Annotated in this window: 18 protein-coding genes; 5 read left to right on the top strand and 13 right to left on the bottom strand. The window is 38.6% G+C overall.

Annotated elements, in window-relative coordinates:
* The first annotated feature begins 35 nt into the window (after nucleotides 1-35).
* The 3 genes from arfB to B7E04_RS21580 all read left to right on the top strand — a co-directional run bounded on the left by arfB (nucleotide 36) and on the right by B7E04_RS21580 (nucleotide 2,258).
* Entirely contained in the window at nucleotides 36-428 is a 393-nt protein-coding gene (gene arfB / locus B7E04_RS21590; protein WP_080780564.1) for an alternative ribosome rescue aminoacyl-tRNA hydrolase ArfB, read from the top strand.
* Nucleotides 429-609: 181 nt separating this feature from the next.
* A complete protein-coding gene (locus B7E04_RS21585; protein WP_080780563.1) occupies nucleotides 610-1,257 on the top strand; it encodes a hypothetical protein in 648 nt (215 codons plus the stop codon).
* Nucleotides 1,258-1,283: 26 nt separating this feature from the next.
* Complete coding sequence (locus B7E04_RS21580) at nucleotides 1,284-2,258, top strand: deoxyhypusine synthase family protein (RefSeq protein WP_062649895.1); 975 nt, start codon at nucleotides 1,284-1,286, stop codon at nucleotides 2,256-2,258.
* Between the two features lie 220 nt (nucleotides 2,259-2,478).
* Here the strand turns inward: B7E04_RS21580 and B7E04_RS22300 are convergent, their stop codons facing one another.
* A complete protein-coding gene (locus B7E04_RS22300) occupies nucleotides 2,479-2,625 on the bottom strand; it encodes a hypothetical protein (RefSeq protein WP_165439487.1) in 147 nt (48 codons plus the stop codon).
* Between the two features lie 114 nt (nucleotides 2,626-2,739).
* Between B7E04_RS22300 and B7E04_RS21575 the strand changes: the two genes are divergently transcribed.
* A complete protein-coding gene (locus B7E04_RS21575; protein ID WP_080780770.1) occupies nucleotides 2,740-3,036 on the top strand; it encodes an MGMT family protein in 297 nt (98 codons plus the stop codon).
* A gap of 173 nt (nucleotides 3,037-3,209) precedes the next feature.
* Here the strand turns inward: B7E04_RS21575 and B7E04_RS21570 are convergent, their stop codons facing one another.
* From B7E04_RS21570 to B7E04_RS21545, 5 genes are all read right to left on the bottom strand, one after another.
* Nucleotides 3,210-3,599 carry a helix-turn-helix transcriptional regulator gene (locus B7E04_RS21570; RefSeq protein ID WP_080780769.1) on the bottom strand — a complete coding sequence of 130 codons (390 nt, stop codon included), beginning with the start codon at nucleotides 3,597-3,599 and terminating at the stop codon, nucleotides 3,210-3,212.
* 329 nt (nucleotides 3,600-3,928) lie between these two features.
* A complete protein-coding gene (gene htpG / locus B7E04_RS21565) occupies nucleotides 3,929-5,821 on the bottom strand; it encodes a molecular chaperone HtpG (protein ID WP_080780768.1) in 1,893 nt (630 codons plus the stop codon).
* 360 nt (nucleotides 5,822-6,181) lie between these two features.
* The gene (gene recA / locus B7E04_RS21560; protein WP_040997229.1) at nucleotides 6,182-7,186 is read right to left on the bottom strand and encodes a recombinase RecA; all 1,005 of its coding nucleotides are present in this window, start codon (nucleotides 7,184-7,186) and stop codon (nucleotides 6,182-6,184) included.
* A gap of 203 nt (nucleotides 7,187-7,389) precedes the next feature.
* The gene (locus tag B7E04_RS21550) at nucleotides 7,390-8,586 is read right to left on the bottom strand and encodes an oxygenase MpaB family protein (RefSeq protein ID WP_228440021.1); all 1,197 of its coding nucleotides are present in this window, start codon (nucleotides 8,584-8,586) and stop codon (nucleotides 7,390-7,392) included.
* Nucleotides 8,587-8,818: 232 nt separating this feature from the next.
* Nucleotides 8,819-9,592, bottom strand: a complete 774-nt coding sequence (locus B7E04_RS21545; RefSeq protein WP_080780561.1) for a LuxR C-terminal-related transcriptional regulator — start codon at nucleotides 9,590-9,592, stop codon at nucleotides 8,819-8,821.
* A 422-nt stretch (nucleotides 9,593-10,014) separates the two neighbouring features.
* On the opposite strand from B7E04_RS21545, the gene B7E04_RS21540 reads away from it, so the two are divergent.
* Nucleotides 10,015-11,295: a hypothetical protein gene (locus B7E04_RS21540; RefSeq protein WP_080780560.1), complete on the top strand. Its 1,281-nt coding sequence runs from the start codon at nucleotides 10,015-10,017 to the stop codon at nucleotides 11,293-11,295.
* A gap of 85 nt (nucleotides 11,296-11,380) precedes the next feature.
* Here the strand turns inward: B7E04_RS21540 and gap are convergent, their stop codons facing one another.
* The 7 genes from gap to B7E04_RS21510 all read right to left on the bottom strand — a co-directional run bounded on the left by gap (nucleotide 11,381) and on the right by B7E04_RS21510 (nucleotide 17,212).
* Nucleotides 11,381-12,385, bottom strand: a complete 1,005-nt coding sequence (gene gap, locus B7E04_RS21535; protein ID WP_080780559.1) for a type I glyceraldehyde-3-phosphate dehydrogenase — start codon at nucleotides 12,383-12,385, stop codon at nucleotides 11,381-11,383.
* A gap of 31 nt (nucleotides 12,386-12,416) precedes the next feature.
* Nucleotides 12,417-13,403 carry a 6-phosphofructokinase gene (gene pfkA, locus B7E04_RS21530; protein ID WP_080780558.1) on the bottom strand — a complete coding sequence of 329 codons (987 nt, stop codon included), beginning with the start codon at nucleotides 13,401-13,403 and terminating at the stop codon, nucleotides 12,417-12,419.
* Nucleotides 13,404-13,486: 83 nt separating this feature from the next.
* Entirely contained in the window at nucleotides 13,487-14,359 is an 873-nt protein-coding gene (locus B7E04_RS21525) for a DUF4846 domain-containing protein (RefSeq protein ID WP_080780557.1), read from the bottom strand.
* Nucleotides 14,360-14,723: 364 nt separating this feature from the next.
* Nucleotides 14,724-14,792, bottom strand: a complete 69-nt coding sequence (locus B7E04_RS22590) for a hypothetical protein (RefSeq protein WP_262484675.1) — start codon at nucleotides 14,790-14,792, stop codon at nucleotides 14,724-14,726.
* 4 nt (nucleotides 14,793-14,796) lie between these two features.
* Nucleotides 14,797-14,925 carry a hypothetical protein gene (locus tag B7E04_RS22585; RefSeq protein WP_262484674.1) on the bottom strand — a complete coding sequence of 43 codons (129 nt, stop codon included), beginning with the start codon at nucleotides 14,923-14,925 and terminating at the stop codon, nucleotides 14,797-14,799.
* Between the two features lie 105 nt (nucleotides 14,926-15,030).
* Nucleotides 15,031-15,789: a TIGR03915 family putative DNA repair protein gene (locus tag B7E04_RS21515; protein WP_080780556.1), complete on the bottom strand. Its 759-nt coding sequence runs from the start codon at nucleotides 15,787-15,789 to the stop codon at nucleotides 15,031-15,033.
* Nucleotides 15,790-15,952: 163 nt separating this feature from the next.
* Entirely contained in the window at nucleotides 15,953-17,212 is a 1,260-nt protein-coding gene (locus B7E04_RS21510) for a putative DNA modification/repair radical SAM protein (protein ID WP_080780555.1), read from the bottom strand.
* Nucleotides 17,213-17,304: the final 92 nt, after the last annotated feature.

The raw sequence follows: 17,304 nt of genomic DNA, 5'->3' as shown, positions 1-17,304 counted from the left end.
TTGGTTCTTGATTCTTGATTCTCAAATAAAAAAACATGAAAGATTTTTCAAAGGAACTTAGTTTCAGAACTTCCCGGAGCAGCGGGGCAGGAGGGCAGAATGTCAATAAAGTGGAAACTTCTGTTACCGTGCTGTGGCCTGTTGCAGCATCTGAGTTTTTCAATGAACACCAGAAGGAATTAATTCTGAATAAATTAAAAAACAGGATCAATGCTGAAGGCTACTTATTTCTAACGGTTTCAGAGAGCAGAACCCAGCTGATGAACAAGAATAAAGCCACTGAAAAGATACTGGAACTTGTAGACAAAGCTTTAATCGTTCCCAAGAAAAGAGTGCCTACCAAACCTTCAAAAGGGCAAAAACAGAAACGGCTGGATACCAAAAAGAAAATTTCTGAGAAGAAAGAGAACAGGAAGTTTAGGTTTTAGGGAAGAGATATGAGGAATTAGGGTTAAGAATTAGAGAATTATCAACTATAGCTGCTTCGTTTGGTAAAATTATATTTCTTTTTTGATGATTTTAGGTGGATAAAAATAATCAAAATAGAGTTTGTTTTCTGGTTGTATTTTTTTGATCAATAAAAATCTTATTTTTGGGCGAAAATTTCAAATGATGATTAAAAAAACACTAACATTCGTATTCTTTTCTTTCTCTGTAATGTCTTTTGCCCAGCAAAAATTTTCAATTGTACCGTCTGTAGGCTATGCCTGGAGAACAGCTTCTATGCCTAAAGGAATCAGCAGAGAAGAAAGAGAGTATATTAAGGGGCTGAAAAGTGGAGTGAACTTCGATGTTGCGGCCTACTATAATCTGAAAAATATTGGAATTGGTTTCAGATATTCCAATTACAGTGCTTCAAGCGACGGCATATTAAGGGTGCAGGGACAGAATGGAAATACAGTTTCAGCTAATGTAAGCACAAAAGATCATATTACCTTTTTTGGGCCTTCAATAATGTATTCCAACTACAATGAGGATACAAGGCATAAATTATTTATGGATTTCGGGCTGGGTGTCATTTCTTATAAGACCGTTACCGGATCTGTTAACGGAAAAGGATCCAGCTTAGGTTTGGAAGCCGATTTCGGGTATCAGTATGCTGTGACAGACAATATTCTAATTGGGCCGAAACTTGGATTTACGGCCGGAACTTTATCCAGCATGACATTCAATGGTACGAAAGTTGAGTTTCCGGAAGATCAAAAAGAAGGTTTACACAGAGTTTCTTTAAGTGCGGCTGTCTCATTCCGTTTTTAAGTTTTATCTTTGCAAAAAATAAAATAATGAGCAAACCGATTTCTGAATTTATAGAGAAATATTACCTGCACTTCAATGCGGCTGCATTGGTGGATGCATCTAAGGGGTATGTTGCACATCTTAAAGATGGCGGAAAAATGATGATCACTTTGGCGGGAGCAATGTCTACTGCCGAATTGGGAAAGATTCTTGCAGAAATGATCCGTCAGGGAAAAGTTGATTTTATCTCTTGTACAGGAGCCAACCTTGAGGAAGACCTGATGAACCTTGTGGCACACTCTCACTACGAAAGAGTTCCTCATTACAGAGACCTTACAGCCCAGGATGAGTGGGACCTTTTAGAAAGAGGCCTGAACAGGGTTACAGATACATGTATTCCTGAAGAAGAAGCATTCAGAAGACTTCAGAAGCATATTGTGGATATCTGGAAAGATGCGGAAGCCAAAGGTGAGCGTTATTTCCCACACGAATTTATGTACAAAATGATCCTTTCAGGGGTGCTTGAGCAGTATTACGAAATTCCAAGAGAAAATTCCTGGATGATTGCAGCAGCAGAGAAAAACCTTCCGATTGTAGTTCCGGGCTGGGAAGATTCTACCATGGGTAATATCTTCGCTTCTTACTGTATCAAAGGGGAACTGAAAGCAACCACGATGAAATCAGGGATCGAATATATGATGTATCTTGCAGACTGGTATACTAAGAATTCAGCTGGAAAAGGAGTTGGTTTCTTCCAGATCGGGGGAGGAATTGCAGGAGATTTCCCTATCTGTGTGGTACCGATGCTTTATCAGGATATGGAAATGCATGATGTTCCTTTCTGGTCTTATTTCTGCCAGATTTCTGATTCTACAACATCATACGGTTCTTATTCAGGAGCAGTTCCCAATGAGAAAATTACCTGGGGTAAACTGGATATCACCACACCGAAATTCATCGTTGAGAGTGATGCAACCATCTGTGCTCCATTGATGTTCTCTTACATTTTAGAAAATTCTTAAGAATTTAATTTCTTATTAAAATACAAAGCGTTTCAATTGAGTTGGAGCGCTTTTGTTTTTCACCACGGATGGTACATTTACACAGATAATAACCATGTTGGGCGTGTCCCTCGCCATCTTATCTCCCACATCCCGGGTCGGGCTGTTCCGGGCTCCACTTCGTTCCGGTACACAGTACCGCTTGCTTACGCTCGCGCCCTCCATATCCCTAACGCGAAGGTCAGTCTAGAGAATTCACCAGCACGAAATACCGGTAAGCCAGAATTCCCTTTTCAATTTTAGTTAGATGGTTCGGATCTTTGTTACTAAGCTTGGGAAGCACCTTTTTATTCACTGTATTCAGCAGTTTGAAAAATGATTTTTTCATATCTTTATATTTAAAATGAAACATCATTGAGCGGTTTAGAATCCAAAAATGATGCAGAACTGCTTATCAATTCAGAAAAACAGTGTTTCAATAACAAAAACAGGTTACAGAACAATGGATGAAATTTTCAAACAACAGGTATACGAGGTCTCAAGGCTGATTCCCAAAGGCCGGGTTTCCTCTTACGGAGCCATTGCAAAAGCTGTGGGATACCCGAACCACTCCCGCCATGTTGGAAAAGCTATGGGAGGATGCCCTGAAGATGTGCCCGCACACCGCGTCATATCCAGTTCCGGGGTTTTGTCCGTTCCTGAATTCCAGAAAAGATTGGAAGCAGAAGGAATTGTTGTAGAAAATCTGAGGATAAAAAACTTTAAAAAACGGTTCTGGGACCCGATGGAAGAGCTGTGAGAGTGAGAGGGCTTAAGGGAAGGAGTGTTTGTAATTCTGGTTATGAGTTATGAGTTATGAGTTGCGGGTTTGTAATTGCAATTTCATTGGTTTCCATCAACAAAAAATGCCATTCATGTTTTTCTCATGATGACATTGATTATCGACATAATAAAAGGGCAGGGTTTAATCTGCTACTTTTTGCTTTTTAAACTTTTCAGTTCTTCTTTAAGTCTGTCATTTTCTTCTTTTAATAAAGCGATGTAGCCTTGAAGATTTTCAATAACATCTCCCGGAATATTATCATAATTATTCTGGTTGGTGATTGATCCCGCGGAAATAGACTTGTCATTAAAAACAGGATGATCATAATTAACCACAACCTTTGCTTCTTCATCTTCATAAATTTCCTCCACGGGAACTTCCAGAAAACGGGCAATTTTATCCCATTCATCCCGGACGATCTTTACATCACCGCTTTCCTTTCTGCTGTAGTTGGATACATCCGTTGCGATAATATCAGCGATCTGCTGCTGGGTATAGCCTTTTTGTTTTCTAATAGTGCGTAGTTTTTCTTTTTGCATATCCGGCATTTTATACAAAAATGGAAAAAAAGCACAATGTGTACAATAAAAAACATAAAAAATGTACACTAAAACCCTGGAGTATTTAAGTAATAACAGAAATTTTATCCGGGATTATATTTAAATTTTTAAATTAAAGATTTATCATTTAAAATAAAAACCATTAAAAAATAGTTTAGAGGTTAAGAATATTATGATATTTCTTCTCTTTGCCATATTGACTTACCGTGTACAAATTCGTCGGGATACAATCTATTCGTCCTAAAAAACAGTACACAAAAAAGACTGCTCCCATAATGAGAACAGTCTTATTTTTACTGTATGATGTATTATTTCTCCAGCTGCTTATAGCTTCTCTGGATAAAATCTGTCAGGTCTTTTCCTTTCAATAGGTTTTGGGAAAGCTTGGCAAGATCCAAAGCGTGTTTGATCAGCGTTTCCTTTTCTTCAGAATTTTCTGTCTTTAAGATCTGGTTGGAAAGTTCACTGTTGGAATTCACCACCAGGTTGTACATTTCCGGGAATCCTCCCATTCCGAACATTCCGCCGCCGCCGGTTGCCTGCATCTCTTTCATTCTTCTCATGAATTCGGGCTGGGTAATGGTAAACGGAGCATCACTGCTGTCAAGGTCTTCAAGCTGTACCGTGAATTTTGCGTCTTTCACAGCATCTTCCACATCTTTCTTTAAAGATTCTTTTTCAGTTTCGGTTAATTTTGAAATTACGGGTTCGTCTTTTTTGATCAGATTATTGATGTGGTCTGCATCTACTCTTGCAAATGAGATCTTCTCTTTTGTAGTTTCCAGCTTCTGGATCACGTGGGAAATTACCGGGGAATCCAACAACAGAACGTCATAACCTTTATCATTCGCTGCCTGAATGTAGCTGTGTTGTTCATCCGCATTGGTGGCATACAGGATGACCGTATTACCGTCTTTATCGGTGTGCAAAGGCTGGATTTTTTCCATTAATTCATTCCACAGGAAGTATTTTCCGTCTGTAGTAGGATATAGCGTGAACTTATCAGCTTTTTCAGCGAATTTCTCTTCAGTGATGATTCCATATTCAATGACAATCTTAATGTCATTCCATTTTTTCTCATAATCCTCACGGTTTTCGTTGATCAGGGAAGACATTTTATCAGCCACTTTTTTAGTGATGTAAGAAGAGATCTTTTTCACTGCGCCGTCTGCCTGAAGATAAGAACGGGAAACATTCAGCGGAATATCCGGAGAATCAATTACCCCTCTTAAAAGCATCAGGAAGTCAGGAACAATGCCTTTCACTTCATCCGTTACGAATACCTGGTTCTGGTACAGCTGGATTTTATCCTTATCGATATTCAGATTATTGCTCAGTTTAGGGAAGAATAGAATTCCGGTAAGGTTGAAAGGATAGTCCACATTCAGATGAATATTGAATAAAGGCTCCTCAAATTGCATTGGATAAAGCTCGTGATAGAACTTCATATAATCCTCACTGTTCAGTTCGCTTGGCGCAATCGTCCATGCCGGTGTAGGATTGTTGATGATATTGTCTACTTCCTCAGTTTCTGCAACTGCATCTTCCGGTGCGTCCTCAGGTAATGGAAGCGTATGTGTTTTTGTTCCGAATTTAATAGGAACAGGCATAAATTTATTATATTTTGAAAGCAGCTCACGGATCTTCGTTTCTTCTAAAAATTCTGTAGAATCTTCTGCAATATGAAGAATGATTTCCGTTCCTCTGTCTGTTTTATCCGTTGTTTCCTCAAGTGTGAATTCAGGGCTTCCGTCGCAGATCCAACGAACTGCCGGCTCATCTTTATAAGACTTGGTAAGAATTTCCACTTTTTCCGCTACCATAAACGCGGAGTAGAACCCAAGGCCGAAATGACCGATAATTCCAGAGTCTTTGGCCGTATCTTTATACTTTTCAAGGAATTCTTCAGCTCCGGAAAAAGCAACCTGGTTGATGTACTTTTCAACTTCTTCACCTGTCATCCCGATTCCCTGGTCGATAATACGTAGCGTTTTCTGCTCTTTATCGATTTTCACCTCAAGTTTAGGATTTCCGTATTCCAGTTGAGCTTCCCCGATGCTGGTCAGATGTTTTAATTTTAAAGTAGCGTCAGTAGCGTTGGAGATCAGTTCTCTTAAAAATATTTCGTGATCACTGTAAAGAAATTTTTTAATAAGTGGGAAAATGTTTTCCACCGATACATTAATATTTCCTTTAGTCATAATAATTTTTGTTTTTAATTTTCTATTCCAGCTCAAAAAAAATACCATGCAGGAGAATGTGACAGAATGGCATAAGAGTTTTTTTAATTAAAAGATTAAAAGATTAAAAGATTAAAAGATTAAAAGATTAAAAGATTAAATGATTAAATGATTAAATCACTGTCATAAAATTCAATCGGGGCGGGCTTTAGTCCGACTTCACAAATACAATTTCGACAAGTTTTAGCCGAAACTTAAGTTGAAAAGCTCAAACTTCACAAATGTTTCAGCGTATTATTCGGATTTATATAATTTAGAGATTCAGTTCAACAAAAAAAGACAGCCCGAAAGCTGCCTTTTAATATTGTAGAATCTGAAGAATTATTTCTTATTCTTCATTTCTTCTTTGATTTTGTTTTCCAGTTCCTCAGCAAGTTCAGGATTATCTCTTAAAACATCCTTCACTGCATCACGTCCCTGACCTAATTTAGTCTCTTCATAGCTGAACCATGAACCGCTTTTCTTCACAACGCCCATGTCCACAGCAGTATCAAGGATTTCTCCTACTTTTGAAACCCCTTCACCGTACATAATGTCAAATTCTGCCTGTTTGAATGGAGGAGCTACTTTGTTTTTCACAATCTTCACTTTCACGCGGCTTCCGATAGCTTCATCACCGTTTTTAATAGGTGCACTTGCTTTTCTGATATCCAGTCTTACAGAAGCATAGAATTTCAGGGCATTACCACCGGTTGTAGTTTCCGGATTCCCGAACATTACCCCGATTTTCTCTCTCAGCTGGTTGATGAAGATTACCGTACATTTTGTTCTTGAAATAGTAGCGGTAAGCTTTCTTAGTGCCTGTGACATTAATCTGGCGTGAAGACCCATTTTGGAATCTCCCATTTCCCCTTCAATTTCTGCCTTTGGCGTAAGAGCAGCTACCGAGTCAATAACCACGATATCAATAGCGCCCGAACGGATCAGGTTATCGGCAATTTCCAATGCCTGCTCTCCGTTGTCCGGTTGTGAAATAATAAGGTTTTCCAGATCAATTCCCAGCTTGGCAGCATACGTTCTGTCGAAAGCGTGCTCCGCATCAATAAATGCCGCAATACCCCCTGCTTTCTGAGCTTCAGCAATAGCGTGAAGGGTTAATGTTGTTTTACCGGAAGATTCAGGACCATATATTTCAATGATTCTTCCTCTCGGGTAACCGCCAACGCCTAATGCGATGTCAAGTCCTAAAGATCCTGAAGGAATTACCTCTATCGTATTGTCTACAGAGTCATCTCCCAGCGTCATTACAGTTCCCTTTCCGTATGTTTTATCTAGCTTGTCAAGCACCAGTGCCAGTGCTTTTTTCTTATCATCAATGTTACTCATCTCTATTAAAATAATTTCTCAAAAATACATAATTTTAAGATCAAAAGCTAATATTATTTGGAGTGAAAACAGGTTTTTAGAGTTAAAAAATAATAAAATTTTACAACTGATATTATTCATTACTAACGGGATGCAGGATTTTATGATCCTGAACATAAAAACGAAATTTTTTGCTCCTCAGTATATTTTTTATTCAGTATTGATTAATGGAAATTTGAATTTTTTGTGATCTTCAGATAGTCTTCCAGTACTTTCATCTGGTCTTTATCTCCTTTTCTTATCCGGGCATCGCGGCTTACCAGACGGTCATAAATTGTATTGATGAAAATCTTTGTTTTTGGAAACAGGTTCTTGTTGGAGACTTCAGGAATCTGTAATCTTTTGCATACTTCATCGTCCAGAAGAAACCATGTACAGCAAATGTGGAGATACCTTAAATTTTTTCTTTGAAATTTAAATTTTAAAATTGGATTTTCCAGAGATTCATCCAACAATGAATGAGCCAGCAGAATAGAATCTTTATCCGAAGGCGGCTGTACCGATGTCCAAAGATAAAAATATTCCGTTGCTTGTTTTTTGTTGTCCGGAAGAATATGTTCAGGAATTCCCAGTAAGTATCCCACATATTTCCATAGGTGAAAAATTCCTTGTTCCTCCTCAATGGAGAACGTATTGCCCAGCTTTTGAAGGCTGTGAAGAAAAACCAGACTGAATCCGATATAAGTAGCCATCATATCCCATGAATTGATGGGCTCGCCCCAGTTTTCCGTGTCCCACTGCTTATAATGCTTCTTAATGGAAAGCCTCGCATAGGAATGGATAAGCCGTGTTTTTATGGCAAATTCATACCCTTTTGCATGGAGCTCCAAGGCATTATAACGGGTGGCATTCACCCAAAAGTCCAGCGTTTCGGAAAGGCGTTTCACCGCGCCTTTTTTCAGGGCTTCCGTAGCTGTAAGCGGTTTATTGAGGTAAGAGTAATCGTAACCTCCCATGAGACAGTAATCTCTTAGTGAGATCAGTGAGTCCAGGTTGCTTCGCATGCACAGCTCGGCACCGCTTTTCAGGAGATTGTAATCAAGCCAGTCGGGAACATTTTCTGTTTGGGCAAAAAGCTTTTTTACACTGTCTGGAACCTGATCTGCTTCTGTAACTCCATTTCGTATATAGCCCTCAATTTCTCTGGATGCTTCGTGGAATTTTTTGACAAAGTAGACGTCCTTCACTACCTGATCACCCATCTCGTCTACATGGTAAAAATAGGATGAAAATTTTTCAAAGTCTTTGAAGCTTACTTCGGCACCGGAAAAATCAATCAGCTGTTTTCCATTACCATTTTCCCAAAAACTTCTGAAGTGGGGCGCATCTTTAAAACGGGGTTGTATGGGTATTCGTTCCATGGATTATAAAAATACAAGTTTTGCGCCGGAATTCCCTGGTGAGATTTATCAGTCTTTCATCGGAACTGAAAAAAACGAAGCAACAAAGAGCCAGGACGTCTGAAGCATGATGAGGGAAGTATAGAAGTTCAAAGATTGAGATGCAGGCTGGCTTTATTGAAACGGATTCAATAAATATGATTGACAAATACTAACTTCCAGCCTCCTTCTTCCGGCTTCCATCCTGATACTCTTAAATAAGCCCTTTTTCAAAAGCTTTTTTTACCAGCTCTTTACTGTTTCTGGAATCTGTTTTCCGGAGGATATTTTTCCTGTGTGTACGTATGGTATGTTCAGACAGAATGAGGGCCTGGGCTATTTCGGGAGCGGAGTAGCCTTTGGCGATCAGGGCAAGAATTTCCATTTCTCTTTTGGTTAAATGTTCAGAAAAATTCTCAGGCTCTGAAAAGCAGTCGAATTTCACCTGGTGAAAATCATTTCTCGGACCTATCCCGGAAACCAGAACGGTATACGGATTTATTTTTGTAATATGGTTAATGTTGGTATGTATATTTATGGCCTGTATCGGGATGCCGGTCTCATCTTCCATCGTGATGACCGACTGATGGTGGAAGAGCTCGTATTTTCCTTCTGCAGTTCTCATTCTGAAGCAGTAGCTGCATTTGATATAAAGCTGGTGCTCAAGACCTATCTCTGTCATTTTGTCAATCAGGGTCTGTTCGGCTTTTATTACAAATTCAATATCATCAGGGTGGGTAAGATCAATCACCTCCTTTAAATTTTCAGGATAGGAAGACAGTCCATGGAGCCTGAGAATATTTTCATGATGGTGGGAAAGGGTACTGTTGGTAAGGTTTAAAGCATAATAATAAAACTCGCCGATGGCGAACATTTCACCAATAATCCTTTCTACAGGTGGTTTATCCAGAATCTTTCTGTCTCTTCTTGTACCAGGGTACGTATTCCAGACCTCAATAAGAGGGTGCTTTTTTTCTGAATTTTCCATGGATAATAGTTTTATGCTAAAATAACCAAAATACTTACAAAATACCACAAAAGGGGGATTTTTTTACTTTGATAAAATTCCAAACTTTGTAGTAACTAATAACCATGAAACGCTCATTTTAATCTGTCCCGTTTTGTTTTTATGATTTAATATTTTACTCTGCTACTAAGAAGGATATTGATCACCAGATAATTGGAAACTGTCCGTACAGACAGTTCTTACCGTAAATTTATTAATGAATGTTATAAAATCAGTTTACTCTTTTTCTTTTTAGTTGTTTGAAAATGATAAACGAATTGCCTCCCGTTGCTGTGGAGGCATTTTCTTTTTACAGAACAACCCTCTTTTGAGCATCAAAATCACCCGAAAGGGTAATTTACTTGTCTTTATATATTTCCAAACTTTGTACAAAACTAATAACCATGAAAACTTATGTATTACTGCTGTTCCTGCTTTGGATGGGGATGGCAAATGGACAACAGAAAAAAGATACAATAAATCTTAACAATGTTCTTGAGAGACTGGTGAAAGCGGATAAGGAATATATTACAACCAGTGAGTCTCTTGTGTCTACCTATACATTTACACAACTGGTAAAAAAAGATTTTTCTTTGCTGGTAACAGGGTCTGCGGAAAACACCCAAGTGGGAAAATATGCAGCACTTTCTGTTGATAGAAATGAACAAAGCTTCGCATTTAGTCCCATTAATTTTATTGTTAATGAGAATAATCCAACAAAACCGTTTAGGCATGTATTGGCAATTAATGCCAGTGGCAAACTAAACAATAATGGTTTTTTTGATTTTTCTGATAGAAAAAAATTACAGGTAGGAGGGAGCTGGACAGCTTTATGGTTCTCAGGATATAATTTTCCTACTAAATTCACTCCTTACCTGGAGATATTTGATCTAGCGAAGGATAAAGTAACAGGCCAATTTAATAGTGATAAAAAATTCAGGGACATTCAAAAAAAAGAAACAGATACAGTCTATTATAAAAAACTATATCATCAGGAAGCAGAAAAATATGAAAATGAAGCCTATAAAAGTATCTGGACTTCGAAATTTCTCATCTGGACAAAACTTGATATTGGATATGCCGAAGATAGACTTAAAATAATAGATAGCATTAATGTCCAAAATTCAGTTGTTGAACCTATGACAAAAGGTATAAGCGGAGGTTACTTTTCATTATCAGGAAATCTTTTTTATGGGCTGAGAAATGGGTTTGGAGTTTATATTAACGCCCAGCTTTCTTACTCGAAAAAAACTTCTCTTTCGGAAATATTTTCAACAGTAGAATGGAATAAGGTTCAATATGAAAGCGGAACCAACAATACCGTTTATTATGATGTGGAAGAGCAGAGTGTATATATTATCAATATGAATACGCTTAAACAAAAGTATAAAAGGGATATATCTGTGCAGATTTTGGGGTTTATACCTCTGGGCCAGAATAATTTAATAGGTTTGGATATAGGCTACCAGAATAAAGAATTTATTACACCGGGGACCACCACTTTTACAAGCAACAAAAATATTCTCAGTGTAGGCATTATGTTCCCGTTGCGGGATAAGAATGGAAAAACTACGATCAATATAGAACCTTTCTGGAGAAATACATCTTTTACCAATTATGATGAAGGAAAAGAAGAAAGTTTCTGGGGCGTGAAATTCGGAGTTCCTTTGAATCAACTTTTCTAGACCCTGATTTCACTACGATATAACAACAAAAAACCTTCCCATCGGGAAGGTTTTATATTACTCATTGCTTATCGCTCATTACTGATTACAAAGAAGCAGCGTGTACAAGCATATCTACCAGTTTGTTGGAATACCCCATTTCATTGTCATACCAAGAAACAAGTTTTACAAAGTTTGGAGAAAGCATGATACCGGCATCTTTATCGAAGATAGAAGTTCTCTTATCTCCTACGAAATCCTGAGAAACCACTGCATCTTCAGTGTATCCTAAAATTCCTTTCAATTCACCTTCAGAAGCCGCTTTAATTACTGAACAGATTTCTTCATAAGAAGCCGCCTTTTCAATTCTCACGGTTAAATCTACTACAGAAACGTCAACAGTTGGTACTCTGAAAGACATACCTGTTAATTTTCCGTTTAATGAAGGGATTACTTTTCCTACTGCTTTGGCAGCACCTGTAGAAGAAGGGATAATGTTGTTCAGAGCAGCTCTACCTCCTCTCCAGTCTTTCATTGAAGGACCGTCAACTGTTTTCTGAGTCGCTGTTGTAGCGTGTACTGTCGTCATAAGACCCTCAACGATCCCGAAGTTATCGTGGATTACTTTAGCTAAAGGAGCCAAACAGTTGGTTGTACAAGAAGCGTTTGATAAAATTTTGATATCGTCAGTAAGTTCTTTGTGGTTTACACCCATAACGAACATTGGCGTATCGTCTTTAGATGGAGCAGAAAGGATTACTTTTTTGGCACCGGCGTTTAAGTGAGCAGCAGCACTTTCTTTATCAAGGAATAAACCTGTAGATTCTACTACATAATCAGCACCTACTTCGTTCCACTTTAGGTTGTTCGGGTCTCTCTCGGCAGTTACTCTGATTCTTTTTCCGTTGACCACAAGGTCGTTACCTTCTACAGAAACTTCTCCCGGGAAAATACCGTGTACAGAATCATATTTTAACATGTAAGCCATGTATTCTGCGTTGATTAGGTCATTGATTCCTACTACTTCAATGTTATCTCTTTCAGTCATTGCTCTGAAAACAAGACGTCCAATTCTACCAAAACCGTTGATACCTACTTTGATTGTTGACATAATACTTTGTTTTAGATTATATAAAAAATAATTAGATTGCTAAAATTTCGGAAATCAGTAAAAGATCTTTATTGATTTCGTTATGTTTTTTAATGGCTTCTTCAATAGCGGTATACACCACATCATTGGAACGCATTCCTGCCATTACATTGGTTTTTCCTTCCATTAATCCAGTGACTGCACCGTAGCCTAATCTGCTTGCCAGCACCCGGTCTGCACAGCTTGGAGAACCTCCTCTCTGCATATGTCCCAAAATCGCTACACGAATGTCATAGTCAGGGAAGGTCTGTTTTGTTTTTTCTGCAAGTTCATAAACGTTGGCTAGTTTTTCACCTTCCGCTACCACTACAATACTGGATGCTTTTCCGGTTTTCTCTGCACTTCTGAATTTCGTGAAAAGCTCATCAATGCTATCTTTTTTCTCTGGAATTAAAATATCCAGTGCTCCTGTGGCCAATCCGCTGTTTAAAGCAATAAAACCGGCATCACGGCCCATTACCTCCACAAAGAAAACTCTGTTGTGGGATGTTGCTGTATCACGGATTTTATCAATGGCATCCATTGCAGTATTCAGTGCAGTATCATATCCGATGGTATTATCCGTTCCGAAAATATCATTGTCGATAGTTCCCGGTACTCCAATCACTCTGATTCCGAATTCTTCATTAAAGATTTTTGCACCTGTGAATGTTCCGTCTCCTCCAATACATACCAATCCGTCTATTCCCAGCTTTAAGCAGTTGTCATACGCTTTCTGACGGCCTTCTTTAGTTCTGAATTCAGCGGATCTGGCAGACTTTAGAATGGTTCCACCCTGGTTGATTATATTTTTTACGGAACGGGGACCCATTTTAAGGAAATCATCATGGATAAGGCCGTTATAGCCTTCCCTTACTCCGTAGCATTCAATATTATAATAGTTTGCGGTTCTCACTACCGCCCTTAATGCCGCATTCATACCCGGAGCGTCACCTCCTGAAGTAAGAACTGCAATTTTTTTTACAGCACTCTCTTTCATCAAGTAAAAAGTTTCGATCACAAATTTACAAAAACAAGTTCAGATAATGGCAGTAAGTTGAGAAGAGTTTTGAATATATATAATTAAAAGCTCCTGAAATTTGTAGGCTTGAAAAAATATCTCGCAGTTTTTGTTTCATCCTCATTTACATCTAGATCGTACCACGGCGAAATATTTTTATCAAAAGGATTGGAAAGAGTATGGATAGATTGGGCAGGAGTAAAGCCTTCGCTTAATAAAAATAACTTTTCCCCTTGTTGATTCCTGCATACCCCGGAAATAAAAACAATATGCCCGGGACTTCCCGGTGTGATGAGAATATCACCCGTTTTAAGATCTGAAGTTTTGGTGACCGGTTTTGTTTCTTTGTTTAATGAAATGGTTCCGGCATAATTAAAGATCAGATCAAGATAATTCCTGAAACTCGGGTAAGAATCATCAAAACCGGCCGTCTTTCTGAAACTGACGGAATTTCCCTTGACGAAAGCCCGGATACCGCTCTTGTAATCGTTCCATGAAACCAGATCTCCGCTTGTAAAATGAAATTTAATCTCATCAAACCTTTTGGCTTTATACAGGTATTCCGCTCTCAGGCGGATGGCGGCATCAGCACACTGCTGCAGGTCTTTGGTTCCTGTATCAATATCAAATACAGCTTCATGAAGGTCCTGTGTAGCGATAGGTGTCCCGTCGTATTTCAGGATCTGGCTGCCGTAAGGTTTCAGTTTAAAGTTTTCAATGAAATATCCAAAGGAATCAGGTTTTTCCTCACTCCAGGTGTAGCCTTCAGGTGTAGAAAATCTTTCTTTTAAAGTATTTTTATCTTTATTGATCTGAACATGTTTTTCAGCAACAGCTACGCCGGCCATTGTAGTTTTACTTCCTGACACGGCTTTGTCATTGCTGCAGGCTGAGGTCATGAAGGCAACCGTGAGGATGGAAATAGTTTTTTTCATGTGATTATATTGGACTATAAATATCCGGGTTTTTCTTCTGTAAACAATAAATTTTCTCACAGATAACACAAATTCCCACAGATGTTTACGTTTTTTTCACAATTATCTGTGAAAATCTGAACAATCCCGTTGGAGATAAAATTATTAACCACAAAAGTGACAAAAGTTTTTAAACACTTTAGTAATTTGAAGTTTAATATTAGAGTGCATAAAAGTTCACATAAGCTTTAGAAAAAATCAAAGATTTTTAATCAGATCAGACCTTATATTCAACATTTGGAAAATCTGCGCTATCTGCCTGATCAGCGAGAAAAAACATTCTGTCATCAACATTTTTATAAACAGTCTGTGCTTAGAAGAAAGATTAAACTTCAGTATTTTCCGGAATCAAAAGCTTTCCCCAATCGTTCAGCTTCCAAAGAATCTGTTCCAGTTTTTCACCAGGCTCCGTCAGCGTATAATTCCACTCTCGGTAGCAGTTCGTTGAAAGATGCTTTTATTAAAATCCCATCATTCACCATTTCACTCAGTTGCTGGTTTAAAGCCCTCCGGTCTAATTTTGCAATGCCACGCAGAAATTCACTGGGACGTTTTTTTCCTTCATGGACATCAATACATTAACGTACCATCAAATCGTCACATTAACAAATCATCTCATCATCACATCAAATTCACCATTTCTCCGTCAGATACTTCCAGTACCGTTTCGGGACATGCTGGGTATGCAGTTTTAAATTTTTTCTTTCTGTGATATTGGTCCGGGTAAAATACCGTTGCCACAGCGTCTGGTAATTTTGTTCCTCATCATGGAACTTCTGCCGGTACTGGTGAAGATCCAGTTTTTTCTCAGGATAAAAGAAATCGCAGTTTTCCATGTCATAAAGTATTCCGTAATTTCTTCTGAGGTCATAAATCATCCATTTCTGATCCCGGTAGCGGTCTTTGAAATGTTTCCGGATGAGTGGAAGAACATCAAAGTCCGGATCTGTTTTTGCAAAGTAAACACCGTCCTGCATTTTTTCAAACCTTACAAATGCGGTCATTCTGTGGCTTTCCCGGCCCACAGATTTATTGATTTTTGAAATTTTCAGCATATCCGGATCTGCATAGTTTTGAAGAATATTTTCTCCCGGATGCTGAACAGACTGTTTCACTGCGGATAAAATCAACTGTTCCAGTTCGGAATCTTCAGACAAATAAACTTTCAGCAGCTGATGAATTCCCTGTCTGCCTATATTCTGTTCCAGTTTATTTAAAACACGTTCTGCTTTTTCATGTTGGGTAATAACTTCGTGAATGTCTGCAAATATATTTTCCTGATGGAATCTGTCCTTGCTTACAATGTCCACATCTTTATAACGGTATTCGAAAACTTCAAATATCGCGGTGAAAAGGCCGTCAAAACTTCCGTCGTAGAGGAGTGTAGTCATGGTGATGATGGGGTGATGAGATGATTTGTCGATGCGTTGATGGGTGAATTTGAAAATTTGAAAATGAATTAATTTGAAAATGAAATGATGGTCAGGTCAATAAATTTTCGGCCCATAATTTCTAAATTTCTGAATCTTTTAATCTTCAAATTTTTTAATTAATTTAAAACAAACTCAGCTGTTGTGAAAACTGATTGTGAAATTTAGAAGAGCTTCCACCTACCAGGAGCTTTCTGAAATTTTTATCCGTTAAATATTTCAAATAGGCATTCCCGGCATTAAAATCAATAAAATATTTTGCACGGTTGACAGCGGCGCCCAGTTTTTTCAAATGATCCATATTTAAAACCTGGAAACGTCTGGCCTGAACGATCTTTTGCGCGGTTTTTACCCCGATGCCCGGAATTCTTAAAATCATCTGATAATCGGCGGTCTGAAGGTTAACCGGAAACTGATGGAGATGTCTCAGTGCCCAGCTGAGTTTGGGATCAACTTCCAGATCCAGGAACGGCATATCCGGATCCAGGATTTCCTCTGCTTTAAAACCGTAAAATCTCATCAGCCAGTCCGATTGATACAGCCGGTTTTCACGAAGCATGGGAACCTCTGTTGTCAGGGCGGGCAGTCTTTTATCTTCCAGAACAGGAACATACCCGGAGTAATAGACTCTTTTCAGGCTGAAGTTTTTGTAAAAATGATCCGCTACTTTGATGATCTGCAGATCGTTTTCCTGGGTGGCTCCCACAATCACCTGTGTAGATTGTCCTGCCGGAGCGAACTTCGGAACTTTTCGGAAAATTTTCTTTTCATCTTTATATTGGGCAATTCCGTTTTGGATATACTTCATAGGGTTCAGCATATCCTGACGGTTTTTTTCAGGAGCCAGTAGTTTCAGTCCGCTTTCCGTAGGGATCTCAAGGTTTACGGAGAGCCGGTCTGCATACAAAGCAGCCTCCTGCATCAGCTCATCGCTGGCTCCGGGAATAGATTTTAAGTGAATGTAACCGTTGAAATTTTCTTCCAGCCTAAGTTTTTTGGCTACCCTCACGAGACGTTCCATCGTGGTGTCCGCATTTTTGAAAATACCGGAACTCAGGAAAAGTCCTTCAATATAATTCCTTCTGTAAAAATTAATCGTTAAATCCACCACTTCTTCTACTGTGAAAGCTGCTCTTTTGATATCATTGGAGCTTCTTGATACACAATAGGCGCAATCGTAGATGCAGTGATTGGTCAGGAGTATTTTAAGCAGGGAAACACACCGCCCGTCTTCCGTATAGGTATGACAAATCCCGCTTGCAGAGCTGTCTCCCAGGCCACCTTTTTTGTTCTTTCTGGTTCCTCCGCTGGATGAACAGGAAACATCATATTTCGCGGCATCAGCAAGGATCTCAAGCTTTTCTTTCAGACGTTCAAAGTTCATGTTTTTTGGAGGATGTTATAATTTGTATCTAAATTGATGTCAAAAATAGTTCCAAAATTGATAAATATCAACCTTTTTCGATTGAAGTTATC

The organism is Chryseobacterium phocaeense (assembly GCF_900169075.1).
GTDB classification, from domain to species: Bacteria; Bacteroidota; Bacteroidia; order Flavobacteriales; family Weeksellaceae; genus Chryseobacterium; species Chryseobacterium phocaeense.
Note: the sequence above shows the minus strand (reverse complement) of the source record. Positions and strands in the feature narration are given on the sequence as shown.